Source organism: Mucilaginibacter sp. P1_D10 (genome assembly GCF_056406215.1).
On sequence record NZ_JBFUAP010000019.1, the window covers coordinates 22,909 to 38,264 of the forward strand.

General features: G+C 46.5%; 16 protein-coding genes. 4 read left to right on the plus strand and 12 right to left on the minus strand.

Going from position 1 to position 15,356, the window contains the following annotated elements:
* Nucleotides 1-59: 59 nt before the first annotated feature.
* Nucleotides 60-833 (plus strand): MBL fold metallo-hydrolase, encoded by a 774-nt coding sequence (locus AC1DYT_RS22925; protein WP_477471841.1) that lies wholly within the window; start codon nucleotides 60-62, stop codon nucleotides 831-833.
* Here the strand turns inward: AC1DYT_RS22925 and AC1DYT_RS22930 are convergent.
* From AC1DYT_RS22930 to AC1DYT_RS22980, 11 genes are all read right to left on the minus strand, one after another.
* Complete coding sequence (locus tag AC1DYT_RS22930) at nucleotides 817-1,239, minus strand: response regulator (RefSeq protein ID WP_477457252.1); 423 nt, start codon at nucleotides 1,237-1,239, stop codon at nucleotides 817-819. The genes AC1DYT_RS22925 and AC1DYT_RS22930 overlap by 17 nt on opposite strands.
* 184 nt (nucleotides 1,240-1,423) lie before the next feature.
* Nucleotides 1,424-1,735 carry an antibiotic biosynthesis monooxygenase family protein gene (locus AC1DYT_RS22935; RefSeq protein WP_477471842.1) on the minus strand — a complete coding sequence of 104 codons (312 nt, stop codon included), beginning with the start codon at nucleotides 1,733-1,735 and terminating at the stop codon, nucleotides 1,424-1,426.
* A 91-nt stretch (nucleotides 1,736-1,826) separates the two neighbouring features.
* The gene (gene hemJ, locus AC1DYT_RS22940) at nucleotides 1,827-2,360 is read right to left on the minus strand and encodes a protoporphyrinogen oxidase HemJ (RefSeq protein WP_477471843.1); all 534 of its coding nucleotides are present in this window, start codon (nucleotides 2,358-2,360) and stop codon (nucleotides 1,827-1,829) included.
* A gap of 76 nt (nucleotides 2,361-2,436) precedes the next feature.
* On the minus strand, nucleotides 2,437-3,462 hold the full coding sequence (gene hemE, locus AC1DYT_RS22945) for a uroporphyrinogen decarboxylase (RefSeq protein WP_477471844.1): 1,026 nt from the start codon (nucleotides 3,460-3,462) through the stop codon (nucleotides 2,437-2,439).
* 84 nt (nucleotides 3,463-3,546) lie between these two features.
* Complete coding sequence (locus tag AC1DYT_RS22950) at nucleotides 3,547-4,068, minus strand: tetratricopeptide repeat protein (RefSeq protein WP_477471845.1); 522 nt, start codon at nucleotides 4,066-4,068, stop codon at nucleotides 3,547-3,549.
* 3 nt (nucleotides 4,069-4,071) lie between these two features.
* Nucleotides 4,072-4,776, minus strand: coding sequence for a response regulator transcription factor (locus AC1DYT_RS22955; protein WP_477457628.1), 705 nt, complete (start codon nucleotides 4,774-4,776; stop codon nucleotides 4,072-4,074).
* Nucleotides 4,777-4,794: 18 nt separating this feature from the next.
* Complete coding sequence (locus AC1DYT_RS22960; RefSeq protein WP_477457247.1) at nucleotides 4,795-5,664, minus strand: sensor histidine kinase; 870 nt, start codon at nucleotides 5,662-5,664, stop codon at nucleotides 4,795-4,797.
* Between the two features lie 69 nt (nucleotides 5,665-5,733).
* Nucleotides 5,734-7,044, minus strand: a complete 1,311-nt coding sequence (gene hemL / locus AC1DYT_RS22965) for a glutamate-1-semialdehyde 2,1-aminomutase (protein WP_477471846.1) — start codon at nucleotides 7,042-7,044, stop codon at nucleotides 5,734-5,736.
* 143 nt (nucleotides 7,045-7,187) lie between these two features.
* Nucleotides 7,188-8,159 carry a porphobilinogen synthase gene (gene hemB, locus AC1DYT_RS22970; protein WP_477471847.1) on the minus strand — a complete coding sequence of 324 codons (972 nt, stop codon included), beginning with the start codon at nucleotides 8,157-8,159 and terminating at the stop codon, nucleotides 7,188-7,190.
* Between the two features lie 88 nt (nucleotides 8,160-8,247).
* Nucleotides 8,248-9,822: a hydroxymethylbilane synthase gene (gene hemC, locus AC1DYT_RS22975; RefSeq protein WP_477471848.1), complete on the minus strand. Its 1,575-nt coding sequence runs from the start codon at nucleotides 9,820-9,822 to the stop codon at nucleotides 8,248-8,250.
* Between the two features lie 156 nt (nucleotides 9,823-9,978).
* Nucleotides 9,979-10,809, minus strand: a complete 831-nt coding sequence (locus AC1DYT_RS22980) for a hypothetical protein (protein ID WP_477471849.1) — start codon at nucleotides 10,807-10,809, stop codon at nucleotides 9,979-9,981.
* Between the two features lie 318 nt (nucleotides 10,810-11,127).
* Here AC1DYT_RS22980 and AC1DYT_RS22985 point away from each other — a divergent pair, with 318 nt between their 5' ends.
* Nucleotides 11,128-11,676: an REP-associated tyrosine transposase gene (locus AC1DYT_RS22985; RefSeq protein WP_477471850.1), complete on the plus strand. Its 549-nt coding sequence runs from the start codon at nucleotides 11,128-11,130 to the stop codon at nucleotides 11,674-11,676.
* A 119-nt stretch (nucleotides 11,677-11,795) separates the two neighbouring features.
* On the opposite strand, the gene hemA is transcribed toward AC1DYT_RS22985, so the two are convergent.
* A complete protein-coding gene (gene hemA, locus AC1DYT_RS22990; RefSeq protein WP_477471851.1) occupies nucleotides 11,796-13,022 on the minus strand; it encodes a glutamyl-tRNA reductase in 1,227 nt (408 codons plus the stop codon).
* Between the two features lie 160 nt (nucleotides 13,023-13,182).
* On the opposite strand from hemA, the gene AC1DYT_RS22995 reads away from it, so the two are divergent.
* Both AC1DYT_RS22995 and AC1DYT_RS23000 read left to right on the plus strand, forming a co-directional pair.
* Entirely contained in the window at nucleotides 13,183-13,563 is a 381-nt protein-coding gene (locus tag AC1DYT_RS22995) for a DoxX family protein (protein ID WP_477471852.1), read from the plus strand.
* A 203-nt stretch (nucleotides 13,564-13,766) separates the two neighbouring features.
* Complete coding sequence (locus AC1DYT_RS23000) at nucleotides 13,767-15,293, plus strand: GNAT family N-acetyltransferase (protein WP_477457238.1); 1,527 nt, start codon at nucleotides 13,767-13,769, stop codon at nucleotides 15,291-15,293.
* Nucleotides 15,294-15,356 lie beyond the last annotated feature (63 nt).

Below are 15,356 nucleotides of genomic sequence, written 5' to 3' on the forward strand. Positions count from 1 at the left end.
CCAATCCAATAGACACGCGTTATGACTAAACCGTTACAATTATCCATTTATATTTGCACATGGAAATTTTTGCATTGGGCGAGGGCTCATATTCGGTTGATAGTACTAAAAAGTTCATCCCTTTTAACCCGGAGACTGATAACCGGCGCGATCGCCCCGGTTCGCTGTTTATCCACGTGAACCCTTTCCTCATCAAAACCCAAACGGATCTGATTTTGCTGGATGCCGGCCTGGGGTACAAAGACACACGCGACGAGCTTTTGCTGCACCAGCACATCCGCAACGCCGGTTTCGACCCGGAGGAGGTGACACTGGTGCTGATGAGCCACCTGCACTACGACCACTCGGGCGGCCTGGTGGTAGAACGCAACGGCAGGCTGGAGCCGAGCTTCCCGGATGCTGAGCACATGATCAACAAACAGGAATGGGAATATGCCTTAACGGGTGCCTCCTCCTCCTATCACAAAGAAATTTTCGAGGCGCTTGCCGGTAAGGTAAAAATGACGCTGGTAGAGGGCGAAGGCGAGTTTAGGCCCGGCATAACCTACGAGCTGAGTGCCGGGCACAGTAAATATCACCAGGTGCTTTGGTTTGATATAGAGGGCAGCAAGGTATTTTTTGGAGGAGATGAACTACCCGAACCGGAACAGCTGATCAGGAAATTCGTAGCGAAATATGATTACGACGGGCAACGCTCGGCAGAGTTGCGTATACAATACGGCAAGAAAGCAGCAGCAGAAGGTTATACCTGTTTATTTTACCATGCAAGGGCCAATGCCGTTGGTACGGTAAGTTACCAGGACGAGCAGTTTATGGTTACGCCTCTTCTGTAACGCCGAAAAGCTCTTTTATTTTATCTACGTTGAGCGGCTTGGAGATAAAATCTTTCACCAGTGGGTAGGAACGCGCCTTGTTGATATCGTTGCTGAAAACGGATGAAGAAATAATAAAAATCTTGCTTTTGCCCAGCGGATCCAGGTTGATGCGCTTGTATTCGTCTAAAAACTCCCAGCCGTTCATGATCGGCATGTTGATATCCAGCAGGATATAATCAGGCAACTGGCTTGGGTCTTTCCGCTGTATCTCTACGAGCTGATCGATCGCAAACCTTCCGTTCAGGCATGCCATGATGTCTGTATTAGTCAAAGCTTTCTTTATCAGTTTAATAGAGATGAAATTATTGATTTCATCATCATCAACTAATAAAACGCTAACGGTTTTGGTGTTATTAGGGCTCATATATAATCTTTATACGGAAACAAAATAGAAAAGGTTATACTCCTAAACGTTGTAAATTTAAAAAATGCAATCGATTTTATGGCTGCAAAGTAAGTAAAACTTGCCCGAACGCCACATTTTGTTTTGCTCGCAATGTAACAAACTTGTTATAAAAATACGCAGCATTCAATATGGCAAACGGGCGTTAAAACTCGTAATCGCGCTCAACTAAACATATCCTTACTTTGTAGCTTTGGTACCACTTCTCCCTGCCGTGCTGCTGCGCCAGCTTATGGCGGCTCACGGCTTTCCAGTTTTTTATGGCTTCCAGACTTGCCCAATAAGACACCGTAATGCCGGTTTCGTTACGGGCCGATTCTACGCCGAGGTACCCCTCCTGCTCTGCTGCCAGCTTGCCCATTTCTGCGGCCATGTCTCCATAACCGTCGTCGCCGGGTGTACGGATGGAGGTAAAAATTACGGCGTAGTAAGGTACTTGCGGGGTTTGGGCTATCATAAGACGGGTTTTCCCAGGTGGATATCCAAATTTAGGCAAAATGAACACAAATGCAAGTATGGAAGACTACATCAATACTTGCTCGCGGCCTTTATTTTTTTTCCCTGAAATATTTATAAATCTTCACAGCCGACATGATAATGAGGCTGAACAGGATGATGCCGACAACGCCATAAATCCAGTTTACGGCACTTTTTAGCACCACTAAAAACACAATGGCGAATAGCATGATAGTGGCCAATTCGTTCCAGAGGCGTAGTTGGATAGAGGTCCATCTGTAAACGTCTTTGGCCATCTGCTTCATTATTTTCTGGCAGGTGAAGTGGTAGATTATCAAACCCAATACAAAAGTAAGTTTTACGTGCAGCCAGGGCATTTTCCAAAGCCCCGGATTTAGGTGCAGCATGGTCGCCCCTGCCAATATCACGAAATACATACTCGGCGTAGCGATTATCCACCACAGCTTTTTCTCGATGATCTCAAACTGATCAGACAGTATGGTTCGCGCAGGTTCGGGTTTATCCTGTGCTTCGCGATGGTAAATAAATAAGCGCACAATGTAAAACAGCCCCGCCATCCAGCAGACTACAAAAATGATATGTATGGCTAATATGTATTGGTACATGAGCCCCCCAGCCCCCTGAAGGGGGAGTTTTTAAATAATTATATTGACCTCGCCTAATAGTTCCCCCTTCAGGGGGTTAGGGGGCCCATTCCTTTATCACCTCTACCGCGTACTTCACATTATCAAAAGGGATATCGGGCATAATGCCGTGGCCCAGGTTGAAGATGAAGCCATTCTCGCCTTTCATACGCTCGAACAGGCGGTGGATGCGTTCTTTGATTACCTTTTTATCGGCGTACAAAATATGCGGATCCAAGTTGCCTTGCACGGCGATGCCTTTGGGCAATCGGTTCTTGATATCCAGCAGGTCAACATTCCAATCGATAGAAATCACATCCGGCTTTGCCTCTGCCATCAGCGGCGCAAAAACCGAACTGCCTTTACAGAACGATATAACCGGGATATCCTTACGGTTAAGCTTGCTGATGATCTCTACGATGTAGCTGTGCGAAAACTCGGTATAATCGTCCCACGATAAGGCCTGTGCCCAGCTATCGAAAATCTGCACGGCGTTTACCCCGGCAGCAATTTGCAGGTTAAGGTAATCCGCCGTAACTGTAGCTATTTTTGATAAAAGCTGATGGGCCATCTCCGGTTCGTTATGCAGCATCAGCTTGGTCAATTTAAAATCTTTTGAAGATCCGCCTTCCACCAGATAGCTCATCACGGTAAATGGTGCCCCGGCAAAACCAATAAGCGGTATTTTACCATTAAGGCGTTGTTGTATCACTTTAATGGCATCGGCCACATATTGAAGCTTATCGCCTACGTTGGTTTGCAAAGCATCGACATCCTTTTGGGTGCGCACCGGGTTGGCAAATTTGGGGCCGACGCCTTGGGTAAAGCTCAGGTCACCGCCCATGGCTTCGCCGGTTACCAATATATCCGAGAAAAGGATAGCTGCATCTATACCCAGCAAATCTACCGGCAGCATGGTAACATCAGCGGCCAGCTCTGGTGTTTTGCACATCTCCAGAAAAGAGTACTTGTTTTTGATTTCCCAATACTCTGGCATAAAACGGCCTGCCTGGCGCATCATCCACACTGGCGGGCGTTCTGTTTCCTGTGAAAATGCGGCTTTTATAAATAACGAATCTCTCATGTTTTTTTTAGAAACAAGAAGTCAAGAATCAAGAGACAAGATTTTTTTCTTGCTTCTTATGTCTTGACCTCTTGCGTCTTTTCTTTAGTGTTTTCTCAATTCCTGCTCCACGCGGTCTATCACGTCTTTCATTTTGGCAGTAATATTATCTTTATGTTTCTCAGTTAACTGCAGGTAGGCTCGTGCCTTCTCATAGTTACCGTTGCGTACGTTGATGTTGGCTACGTGTACCAGGGCAGCTACGTGGTCGTTAGCGCTGCGCAGGGGGTATTGAGCCGCAATCTCGTAATGCTGCTCTGCCCCTTCATAGTCCTTTTTTTGCAGGCATATGCCGCCATATATAAACTCGTAGAAGCCACGCCTGCGCTTGCTTAGCCATTCTGGCCTGCTCACCTCATTCAACAGACGCTCAGCACCGCGGTAATCTTTGTTGTGGAAATGCTTTGCCGCCAGCACTATCGGGCCTTGTTTAAAATAGCCCCATGCCAGCAACACGATGAACATTACGCACACCGCCGCCAAGGGGTAGATGTGCATATATAATACCGCCGTAAGCAGTACCACAAAAAGACCGGTGACTAATATGCGTGCCCGTACCGTGAACATGTATTAATGCTGATCTGTAAACTTATAACCTACGCCGCGTATTGAGTGAAAGTAAACCGGGTTTTTGGGATCCGGCTCGAAATACTTACGGAAGGTGAGGATAAAGTTATCGATGGTGCGGGTTGATGGGTAAACATCATAATTCCAAACGGTTTCCAGTATCTGCTCGCGCGATACGGCCTCGTTGCGGCGCTCTATCAATAGCTTCAGCAGCATGGTTTCCTTTTTGGTAAGCGGGGTGATGCTCTCATCGCCGTTCACCAACTCGAAAGAGTTGAAGTGGATGGTTTTATCGCCAATCTTGTAGCTGTTGAACTCTTTCAGGTCGTCGCCTTTGAGACTGCGTTTTACCAGGTTGTTTACCCGCAGGATAAGCTCTTCCAGGTTGAACGGTTTGGTAAGGTAATCATCCGCACCTTTTTTAAGTCCCGATATCTTATCCTCGTTGGTGTTTTTTGCCGTGAGGAACATGATGGGCACCTCCGAGTTCTCGAGCCTGATGGTTTCTGCAACCACAAAGCCGTCAATCTCGGGCATCATCACATCCAGTATTACCAGGTTAAACCGCTCCTCTTTAAAAATCTGGAGGGCTTTTTTACCATTATTTGCTGTAGAAACTTTATAACCTTCCAGCTCCAGGTTCAGCTTGATGGCTTCCAACAAATGCTCTTCGTCTTCGGCCAATAATATTCTCTTTTTAGCAGGTATCATACTATTAATTTACGTTTATGCAAATACAACTTCAAACACACTGCCGGCGGGGCGGTTATCTTTCACCCTGATGCTGGCCTGGTGTTTGTCTAGCACTTCCTTTACAATATACAAGCCAAGGCCGGTTCCCTTGGTATTTCGGGTATCTTCACTGCCAACACGGTAAAATTTGTCAAAAATGCGTGTTTTTTCACTGTCAGATATTCCGATGCCATGATCGGCCACCTGGAAGAATACTTTGCCATCCTTCTGAAACAGCTTCACATCAACCGCCATGCAAGGTTTGGAATACTTTACGGCGTTCTCTACCAGGTTGGTTACCACCGATGTCAGCGCGAATTTATCGCCGGTTATCTCAATTTTGGGTTCTATTTCGGCGTTGATAATCTGCTGGTTGCAATCGCATTTAGTTATCTGCAGCCGGTTTACGATGCTATCCACCAATACCGAAAGGTTAAATTGTGCTTTTGGAAAAGTGTATGAACTGTTTTCAATTTTTGCGGCCAGCAGCATGTTCTCTACCATATCGTCCAACCGTTCTACATCGAGCAATGATTTATCAATAAAATCAAGTATCTGGGCCTTGCTCAAATCGCGCTTTTGGATGGTTTGGAGCAATATTTTGATAGATGCAAGCGGCGATTTCAGTTCGTGCGTTACCGAGAGTAAAAAATTCCTCTTTTGCTCCATCAGCTTACGTTCTTTTCTTACAGAAGTGTGCATGTGGTAAGCGCCCAATAAAAACACGATGATGAACATCGAACCCTCGCCCATGATCATGGCGAAACGACGGGGCTGCAAGCTCACCAGCATGTACCCCCACCACATCAGTTCCGCAAGGGCGTAAATGATAATGGCATAAAATATAACAAGCGATCTTTTCATACTAGTGAGTGGTGAGCGGAGAGTGGTGAATAGTTTTGAATTGCAAACTGCCTACCGCCAACCGCAAAATTATTGGTTAAATACTATATCAAGGCTATCAAAGATAGCGGTTTTTGTTGTTTCCAAATCGGCTATTGTATGTGCCAATGATATAAAGCCCACTTCGTAGCCCGATGGGCCTAAATATACGCCGCGATTGATGAGTTCGCGATGCATGACCTTGAATTTCAGCATACTCGCCGGGTTGATATCGTCTGCAGTGCGGATGCTTTCCTTATCCGTAAACGCGAACCAGAATATGGAGCCAATAGTGAATATCTTCAATTCGTAACCCCGTTCGGCAACAAAGTCTTCTATCGACTTTACGAAATCGGCGGTCTTTGCATGCAGCTCTTCGTAAAAGCCTGGCTGCAATAATTCGCTTAGTTGGGCGATACCCGCAGCCATAGCAACCGGATTGCCGGATAGCGTACCTGCCTGGTAAACCGAACCCACAGGCGATATATGATCCATTACTTCTGCCGATGCGCCGTAAGCGCCAACCGGCAAGCCACCGCCAATAATTTTACCATAGGTAAGTATATCCGGCTGGATATCGTAGTAGGCCGCTGCGCCCTCGAAACCAACGCGGAAACCGGAGATTACTTCATCGAACAATAGCATCGTGCCGTTTTGGGTACAGGTATCGCGCAGGAATTGTAAATACTCTTTGGTTTGTAACAGCAAGCCATTGTTAGCCGGGATAGGTTCGATAATAACTACCGCAATCTGGTCTTTAAAATCTTCGAAGGCTTTTAGCACCGCGTCTTTATCATTCAACGCCACCACAATAGTTTCATCGGCAAAGGCTTTTGGTACGCCTGCAGATGAAGTTTCGCCAAAAGTTACCAGGCCCGAACCAGCTTTTACCAGCAGAGCATCGGTGTGGCCGTGGTAGCAGCCTTCAAACTTCAGTATCTTATCGCGTTTGGTATAACCTCTTGCAAGCCTGATGGCCGACATAACAGCTTCCGTCCCCGAGCTTACGAAACGTATTTTTTTGATGTATTTATTATTGCTGAGGATAAGCTCCGCCAGTTCGTTCTCCAATGCCGTTGGTGCACCAAAGGACATGCCATTCTGCATCACTTCCATCACTTTGTTGCGAACTGAAGCATGGTTATGCCCCAAAATAAGCGGCCCCCATGAGCAGCAAAAATCAATAAACTCATTGCCATCGGCATCCCAAATATGGCTGCCATCGCCTTTTTCGATAAAAAGCGGCGTGCCGTAAACAGATTTAAATGCCCGCACAGGCGAGTTTACCCCACCGGGGAAATAGGTTTTTGCTTTCTCGTACAGTTCTGCAGACTTTGCTCTGCTGATATCTTTAACTTGCATTTGCATATTTTTGGTTCCGTCATTGCGAGCGATAGCGTGGCAATCTCAGCATGCCCGCTCGTCCTATGAGGTTGCTTCGTTCCTCGCAATGACATGGTGGTGAAGGTGTCCTAACCTCTATTCTTTATCTTCTGGTCTCTAACCTACAGCCACTTATTTAATAACACCTCTTTTGCATGATACGTCAGTATCGCAGTAGCACCCGCCCGGCGGATGCTGGTGAGCACCTCCATGGTGGCGCGTTGTTCGTTAAGCCAGCCGTTTTGTACTGCGGCTTTTATCATGGCGTATTCGCCGCTTACATTGTATGCGGCAACGGGCAATTCGGTATTGTCTTTTATCAGTTTTATTACGTCCAGGTAGGCCAGGGCGGGTTTCACCATCAGGAAATCGGCACCTTCCAGCTCATCCAGGTTGGCTTCTATCAAAGCTTCACGCTGGTTGGCTGGGTTCATCTGGTAGGTTTTCTTATCGCCGAATTTTGGTGCCGAATTTAGGGCATCCCTAAAGGGACCATAAAAAGCACTGGCGTATTTTGCCGAGTACGACATGATGGACACATTACTAAAACCGGCATTATCCAGCGTTTTGCGGATATAGCCTACGCGGCCGTCCATCATGTCGCTTGGGGCAATAATATCTGCGCCGCTGCGGGCGTGCGCCAGGGCCATTTTGCCTAACACCTCCAGCGTTTCGTCGTTCAGTATCTCGCCGTTCTCCACAATGCCATCGTGCCCGTCGCTGCTATAGGGGTCCATCGCTACGTCGGTTATTACGCAAGCCTCCGGGAATTCCTTTTTTACTGCACGTATAGCCCGCAGGTAAAGGCTCTCCTCGCGGTAGCTCTCGGTGGCATATTTATCCTTAAAGTCGTCGTGGATATTTGGGAACAGGTCGAAAGATTTCAAGCCCAGATTGAGGCAGCTCTCCACCTCGCGCAGCAAATTATCTATAGAATAACGGAAGATCCCCGGCATCGATTTCACCTCACTCTTCTCGTTCCCTCCATCCACAATAAACAGCGGAAATATCAGGTTAGCCGCGCTAACATGCGTTTCCTGCACCATCTGGCGGATAACTTCACTCTTCCGGTTTCTTCTTGGTCGTTGTAACATGAGCCCCCCAACCCCCTAAAGGGGGAGTTTTTGAATTTCTTATTTAAATTACTGCCTCCATAGTTCCCCCTTCAGGGGGTTAGGGGGCTTAAATGCCAAACACCGCTTCTGCCAGGCCTATTTCATCGGGCGAGAAAGGCAGCTTATAGCTTACACCCATTTCTTCGAATTTTTTGCCTGTTGATTTGCCTATGGCTATTACTTTTTGTTGCGGCTGCAGCAGATTATCTACAAAGTAGGCTTCCACGTTGCTTGGGCTGGTAAATACCAGTATATCGGCACCTGTCGGTTCTACGTGTTCTTCTAAAACGGTTTCGTAAACCGGCAGGTCTATTATTTTTGTTTCTGCCGATAAGCCCTGCTGTATGCTCCTCATGGGGTTATCCGCGCCGGGGAACAGTATAGCCGAGCCGTTGGCTATGGCCGCAAAATCGGCAGCCACATCGGCTGTATCGGTGCTTTCGCCCACAAAATCGGCAAAGTGGCCGTTCTTGCGCAGCATATCTTCAGAGCCGGTACCCATCACCCCAAACTTCACCCCTTTCGGGAAGGTTGGGTTCAGCTGGAAAAAGTATTCCACGGCATTTTTGCTGCTAAAGAAAACCCAATCGATATTTTTAAGGATGTAGCTATCGAACTTGTTGATGGTGCGCACCGTGCGTATGAGCGACCGGGCCTCTATCTCTATCTTATTTTTCTCCAACGCCCTGCGGAAATAGCTCCCCGCAGAAATATCGCGTGAGATGAATACCTTCGATGGAAATTTGCGGTCTTTGGCAAATTTGGCTACGATTTTTTCGGGCAGGCCTTCCAGCGTATCGGTCTCTATAAAAAGCCTGTCGGGGAAGCCTTCGCCATCCTCGGCCTTGCTGGTAAACACCTGGAACTTATCGTTCTCCTTGCGGCAATAAACGCCCAGTGGCAAGTGGCAGCCACCGCCGAATAGTTTGAGCACATTGCGCTCTACGGCCAGTTCTGCGGCCACATCAGGGTGGTTAAGGTCCTGTAATGCTTCGTATAATATATGGTCGCGCTCGCGTATTTGTATGGCTAAAACGCCTTGCGCAGGCGCCGGTATAAATTCTGTAGCGCCGATTTCTTCTACATGAAATTCGTCCAGGTTGATACCTAAACGGCTTACGCCTGCTTTGGCCAGCATAATGGCGTCATATTTCTCGTCGCGTAGTTTGCCTATGCGGGTGGGCACGTTGCCCCGTAAATCTTTTATCTCCAGGTCCGGCCGAACGGCTAGCAATTGCGCCTTACGGCGGTTAGATGATGTACCTACTAAGCCGCCAAATTTAACAGATAGCTTTTGGCGCACATCTGTACAGTCTTTTAACACCAGCAGCAATTCGGCGGGGTCTTCCCGTTCGGATACTGCGGCTATGATGAGGCCCGGAGGGTTTTCGGTAGGCAGGTCTTTATGCGAATGCACGGCAATATCAATAGTGCCGGCCAGCAATTCCTCTTCCAGCTCCTTGGTAAAGAAGCCTTTACCCTCCAGCTTATCGAAGCTGAGGTTGAGGATGCGGTCGCCCTGTGTTTTGATAATTTTAAGTTCGGCGGATATGTGTATCGCTTCCAGGCTATCTTTCACAAAATTGGCCTGCCATAAAGCTAATTCGCTGCCACGCGTTCCTATAATTATTTTTCTGTCCAAAGGGGTGAATTATTTTAGCTGCAAATTTAATTTTTTATGGGGATGATAAGGAATGCCAATTGCATGAATTGCAACAATATGACCTAATGAACACTAATTTGCAAAATTGAGGCGAATTACACGAATGCAAAATCCGGCGACCGCAGGCATGGCAGATTAATGCGCCATACGGTTATTGTGACGACCGCGGTATGTCCTTAGCAGTTTTTCGAACTGATGGGTGGCAATACCAAGGGCACCGATATCAATCTTTGTCTCGTTGCCTGCCAAAGTAAAAACAAAATAAGTTGTGCTGCTTTTACCATGGCGCACAATGCGGGTATCTTCATTCGATATATCGGCCCAACTGTAAAAAACATTGTCTGTCAGGGCAACGCCATTGTTGCTCAGTATTATCTGCGGGTTGTGGTTTGTTAAATGGCGGTAGCCCATAAAGATGAATACGAGGCCGCCGAGCACGAACACGCATGCAAGTATCGGAGAATCGCCCCCTGTAAAAAAGTATGCGCTGCCACCAGCCATCCCTATGCCGAATAGCAAGGTACCCGTTGCCATAATTTTGGAATAATAGATGCGTGTTTCGGTGGGGATGCTGTAATCATCATGAAAAATGTCCGGCTGCTTGAATTTTTCCTGCAAGGCTGCCCATTTTTCTTTCTGGGTAGCAGAGCGCAGCTCGGTCTTCTCCCAGAAGGCACCATCGGCCCATATCAGGTTGGCTTTTATGGCCCGTTTTTTTAGCTCGTGTACGTTCCGTACGTTATCAAATGCCCATATGCGCCAACGCGCCGCCATAACCGACCAGTACAACCACGACGATGCAAGCCCTATCACAAAGCTGAAGACGACTATCCAACCGGGCAAGTTCATCTGCAGGATCAAAAAAATCGTCAGACCTGTGGTGGCAAAAAAAATGAAAACAGATGGATAAGTTATCGTTCGCTTTCCGCGGGCTAAGGCTTCATCAACGGTTACGGTTTCGTACATGGGGATAAGGATTTTGATGACCTTAAATATAGGGATGTTTGGGAAACTCTGCTAAGCTGTCGCGAGTTTAGCGAAGCGTAACTCGCGACTCGCATTGCTAAAGCTTCCAGCTTTAGCAACAACAATACTGTAAGCTGGAAGCTTACATGCCCACCACGAGTTACGCTTCGCTAAACTCGCGATAGCTTTAAAAAAAACGCTGTCGCGAGTTTAACGAAGTGTAACTCGTGACTCGCATTGCTAAAGCTTCCAGCTTTAGCAATGCCTAACTCGTGATAGCTTATAATTATTATATTAGATGATCACTATATTGCAACTATGAGCAGCAATTATAAATTCCACAACCAGAACCGCCTTTACTTTGTCACATTTTCTGTAATTAGGTGGATAGATGTATTTACCAGGAGAGAATACAAAGACATTTTAGTTGACAGTTTAAATCATTGTATCGAACAAAAAGGGCTGGAGCTGTATGCGTGGGTTATCATGAGTAACCATGTCCATTTAATTATCGGCACGCACGATAAGCCAATGGAGCATATTTTAAGAGACATCAAACGGCATACATCCAAAAAATTGACCGCGGCAATTAGTGAGAACGGCCAGGAAAGCCGCCGCGAATGGATGATGTGGTTTTTTGAGCGGGAAGGCAAACTGAACCCTAATAACGAATATGTTCAATTTTGGCAACAAGGCAATCACCCGATAGAGTTATGGAGCAACGAGGTTATTAATCAAAAAATTGATTATTTGCACTACAATCCGGTAGTGGCTGGATGGGTTGACGAACCGGAGCACTATTTATATAGCAGTGCGAGAGATTATGCAGGGGGCAAAGGATTAATTCCGGGATTAATCTTAATATAATGGTGACTGCTGTAACTAGCTTCTGCCTTAGAGATAAAAAAAATGAATGGTTTTTAGACGTAAGCTGGAAGCTTACGCCATCGGCACCCCGAGTTATGCTTCGCTAAACTCGCGGTAGCTTAATTACTGTTGATCAATATATCCTTCGCCATAATCATAGGCACACTGATATATTTCTTCTCCATATAGTTCATCACCTTTTCCAGTATCTCGCGCGATTCTTTATCAAGGCTTTGCACTTCCTCGGCAAATACGGTGTTTACGGCGTTGTGGCGTATTTCTTTTATCTTCTCGGGCACCTGGCGCATGGCGAGTTCTATGCGGCGCTGTTTAAGCATCACCAAAAACTCGTTGATGTTTTGCTCTATGATGGTTTCAGCGTGCGATAGTTCGTGGTAGCGCTCCTGCAGGTTCTTTTTGGCAACCTCGTTAAGGGAGTGTACCTCTATAAAATTCACGTCGAATTGCTCCAGCACTTCGGGTGCGGTATCGTTCGGGATGGCCAGATCTACGATGGTCTTCTTGTCGGTATCGCCATTAAGCAACGAAGCGTATATTTCTGTAGTAATAATGGGCTCTACTGCAGAGGTGCAGGTAATAATGGCATCGAAGCCTTTTTTATAGGTCTTCAGGTCTTCCAGTTCGTAAGCGTCGCCGCCCAGGTCATCGGCCAGTTGCTGCGCTTTGGATAGCGTGCGATTAAAAACCGAGAAATTACTGAACTTATGTTTCTGCAGGTATTTAGAAATATTTTTGTTGGTTTCGCCTGCACCGATGATGAGCACGCGGGCATTTGAGCAAAGCTTCAAATCCTTAAGCTTACGGTAAGCCAGAGATACTACCGAAATAGGGTTTTTAGAGATATTGGTGTGGGTATAAACCTCCTTCGCAGTTTTTACTACGCAATCCATTATCACGCGCAGCTTATCGCCGGTGAGGCCTGCTTCGCGGCCGCTATCATAAGCCTTGCGCAATTGGGCAAGTATCTCTTTCTCGCCCACCACCAAACTCTCCAGCGAACACGAAGTGCGCAGCAGATGCTCCATAGCGGCATGGTCTTCGTATATAGAAGCAGCATCTAAAAAGGTCCCCATCGAGTGGGTACAAAGGCCAATGCCCAGTGCATCGATAAACTCATGGGCAAATTCTCTATCCACCTTCTGTGGGGTCGATAATACAAACTCCACACGGTTACAAGTAGCCAGGTAAAATATTTCATCAATACCAAAATTGGCTTTCACCTCCTGGAGCTTACCGGTAAGGTCTTCCTGGCATATTACCAACTTCCCCAATTCCTTCAGCTCGATTTGTTTATGCGTAAAAGCTATTACCTTTAGATACTTCAAAGCAGTTTTAAATTTGACCCAACAAAAATAGCATACTGTACAGGATGCAATGTCAAGGCTTTGTCAAACAGAGGTATTTAGAATGCTTATAAATAAAATGAATATTACAAAAAATGGAATATTATTTTAACAATGTTTCTTTTTTATCAATCACCAGCCTATGAAAATTACAAATATCAAAAAAATAAGCTTAGTGATTTTGGTCATATTTTATTTTGTGGCCGGGGCCAACCACTTTTACAACCCACAATCGTATTATCATATAATTCCGCGCTATCTCCCCTACCCCGTAGTATTGAATATTCTGTCGGGCTTTTTTGAAATTTTATTCGCCCTGCTGCTCATATCACCAAAAACAAAGCGGTTTGCGGTCTATGGTATCATTTTGATGCTGCTTGCCTTTTTGCCTGTACATATCCAGATGGTTATTGATGCGCCCTTTTTATTAGGTACGTTAACCGTATCCCCTTTGGTTGCCTGGATAAGGCTGGTAGTTTTGCAGCCTTTGCTGATATGGTGGGCGTGGGGGCATAAGGAATAGATTTGAGATGTTAGATTTGAGATTTGAGAAAGGACGTCCATAGACCATAGTCGAGAGTCCATAGTAAGAGAGGAAGCAAAAAATCTACAAAGCGGCAAACCATCGACTATGAACTACTCTCACGCAGCTATTATGGACTATGGACCATCGACTATGGACTACATAACCAAACAATTACAAACAAACACCGTTACCCAAAACATATGGATCTGCAAAGTATTGAACTACGTAACCTGGATGTACAGGATTACCAGGAACTGAAGAAATCGATGAAATCGGCGTACATGGATATGGACGAGGACTACTGGGATGCCGCATCGATAAAAAAGCTGATAAAGCTTTTCCCCGAAGGGCAAATTTGCGTAACCGTAAACAACGAAGTAGTAGGCTGTGCGCTATCTATTATGGTTGATTACAGCAAATTTGGCGACACCCACACTTACAAGCAAATAACCGGCGACAGCACCTTTAAAACCCATACCGATAAAGGCGACGTGCTTTACGGTATCGACATCTTCGTGCACCCCAAATACCGAGGCTTGCGCCTGGCCCGGCGTTTATATGATGCCCGCAAGCAGCTTTGCGAAAACCTCAATCTCAAAAGCATCATTGCCGGAGGGCGCATACCCAATTACCAGAAATTCCAGAACGACCTTACCCCCAAGCAATACATTGATAAGGTTAAGTACAAAGAGATATATGATCCCACCCTGTCTTTTCAGCTGGCAAATGATTTCCACGTAAGGAAGATATTGCGCAATTACCTGCCCGAGGATAGCCGATCCAAAGGTTTTGCTACGCTGATAGAGTGGAACAACGTTTATTTTGAAGAACCAACCACCGCCATTAACAATAAAACCGTTGTGCGCATTGGTTTGGTGCAATGGCAGATGCGCCCTTACAACAACATTAGCGAATTGTTAAAGCACGCCGAATACTTTGTAGATGCCGTAAGCGACTACCAAAGTGATTTCATCTTGTTCCCCGAGTTGTTCAACACGCCCTTGATGGCCGAGTACAATCACCTCGACTCTGCCCGCGCCATGCGCGAGCTGGCGCAATACACACAGCCAATAGTAGAAGCCTTCAGCAAACTGGCGGTATCTTACAACGTAAACATTATTGCGGGCAGCATGCCTAAGATAGAGGAAGATTCGCTTTACAACGTATCGTACCTGTTCCGCCGCAACGGCAGTATGGAAGAGACCACCAAGATACACCCCACCCCGTCTGAGATCAGCAGTTGGGGCATGCGAGGCGGCGACGAGGTGATCGCTTTTGATACCGATGCAGGCAAAATTGGCATCCTCATCTGCTATGATGTGGAGTTCCCCGAGCTATCGCGTATTTTGGCAAGCCAGGATATGCAGATACTCTTTGTGCCCTTCCTTACCGATACGCAAAATGGCTATAACCGGGTAAAGTTTTGCGCCCAGGCCCGCGCGGTAGAAAACGAATGCTATGTGGCTATCGCTGGCTGCGTGGGCAACCTGCCCAATGTAAATAATATGGGGATATCCTATGCACAGTCGGCCGTGTTTACACCGTCGGATTTTGGGTTCCCTACCAATGGCATCCAATCAGAAGCTACGCCCAATACCGAAATGATCGTAATAGCCGATGTAGACCTTTCCGTGTTGAACGAACTGCACGAGTACGGCAGCGTACAGAATTTAAAAGACCGCAGGACGGATTTGTACAGCATTATGTTTAACGGGAAGAAGGTGTAAGCTTCCCTCGGTTGGAAACCGACGGCAATGAAGGTGGGATTCTGATTTTTATTCAACATATGG

What these genes read in the sequence shown, in the direction of transcription:
- AC1DYT_RS22930 (WP_477457252.1), bottom strand. Translation starts at nt 1,239, where the DNA reads ATGAGCCCTAATAACACCAAAACCGTTAGCGTTTTATTAGTTGATGAT.
- hemJ (WP_477471843.1), bottom strand. Translation starts at nt 2,360, where the DNA reads ATGTACCAATACATATTAGCCATACATATCATTTTTGTAGTCTGCTGG.
- AC1DYT_RS22980 (WP_477471849.1), bottom strand. Translation starts at nt 10,809, where the DNA reads ATGTACGAAACCGTAACCGTTGATGAAGCCTTAGCCCGCGGAAAGCGA.
- AC1DYT_RS22995 (WP_477471852.1), top strand. Translation starts at nt 13,183, where the DNA reads ATGAAAATTACAAATATCAAAAAAATAAGCTTAGTGATTTTGGTCATA.
- AC1DYT_RS22960 (WP_477457247.1), bottom strand. Translation starts at nt 5,664, where the DNA reads ATGAAAAGATCGCTTGTTATATTTTATGCCATTATCATTTACGCCCTT.
- hemB (WP_477471847.1), bottom strand. Translation starts at nt 8,159, where the DNA reads ATGTTACAACGACCAAGAAGAAACCGGAAGAGTGAAGTTATCCGCCAG.
- AC1DYT_RS22985 (WP_477471850.1), top strand. Translation starts at nt 11,128, where the DNA reads ATGAGCAGCAATTATAAATTCCACAACCAGAACCGCCTTTACTTTGTC.
- AC1DYT_RS22935 (WP_477471842.1), bottom strand. Translation starts at nt 1,735, where the DNA reads ATGATAGCCCAAACCCCGCAAGTACCTTACTACGCCGTAATTTTTACC.
- AC1DYT_RS22950 (WP_477471845.1), bottom strand. Translation starts at nt 4,068, where the DNA reads ATGTTCACGGTACGGGCACGCATATTAGTCACCGGTCTTTTTGTGGTA.
- hemL (WP_477471846.1), bottom strand. Translation starts at nt 7,044, where the DNA reads ATGCAAGTTAAAGATATCAGCAGAGCAAAGTCTGCAGAACTGTACGAG.
- AC1DYT_RS23000 (WP_477457238.1), top strand. Translation starts at nt 13,767, where the DNA reads ATGGATCTGCAAAGTATTGAACTACGTAACCTGGATGTACAGGATTAC.
- AC1DYT_RS22925 (WP_477471841.1), top strand. Translation starts at nt 60, where the DNA reads ATGGAAATTTTTGCATTGGGCGAGGGCTCATATTCGGTTGATAGTACT.
- hemE (WP_477471844.1), bottom strand. Translation starts at nt 3,462, where the DNA reads ATGAGAGATTCGTTATTTATAAAAGCCGCATTTTCACAGGAAACAGAA.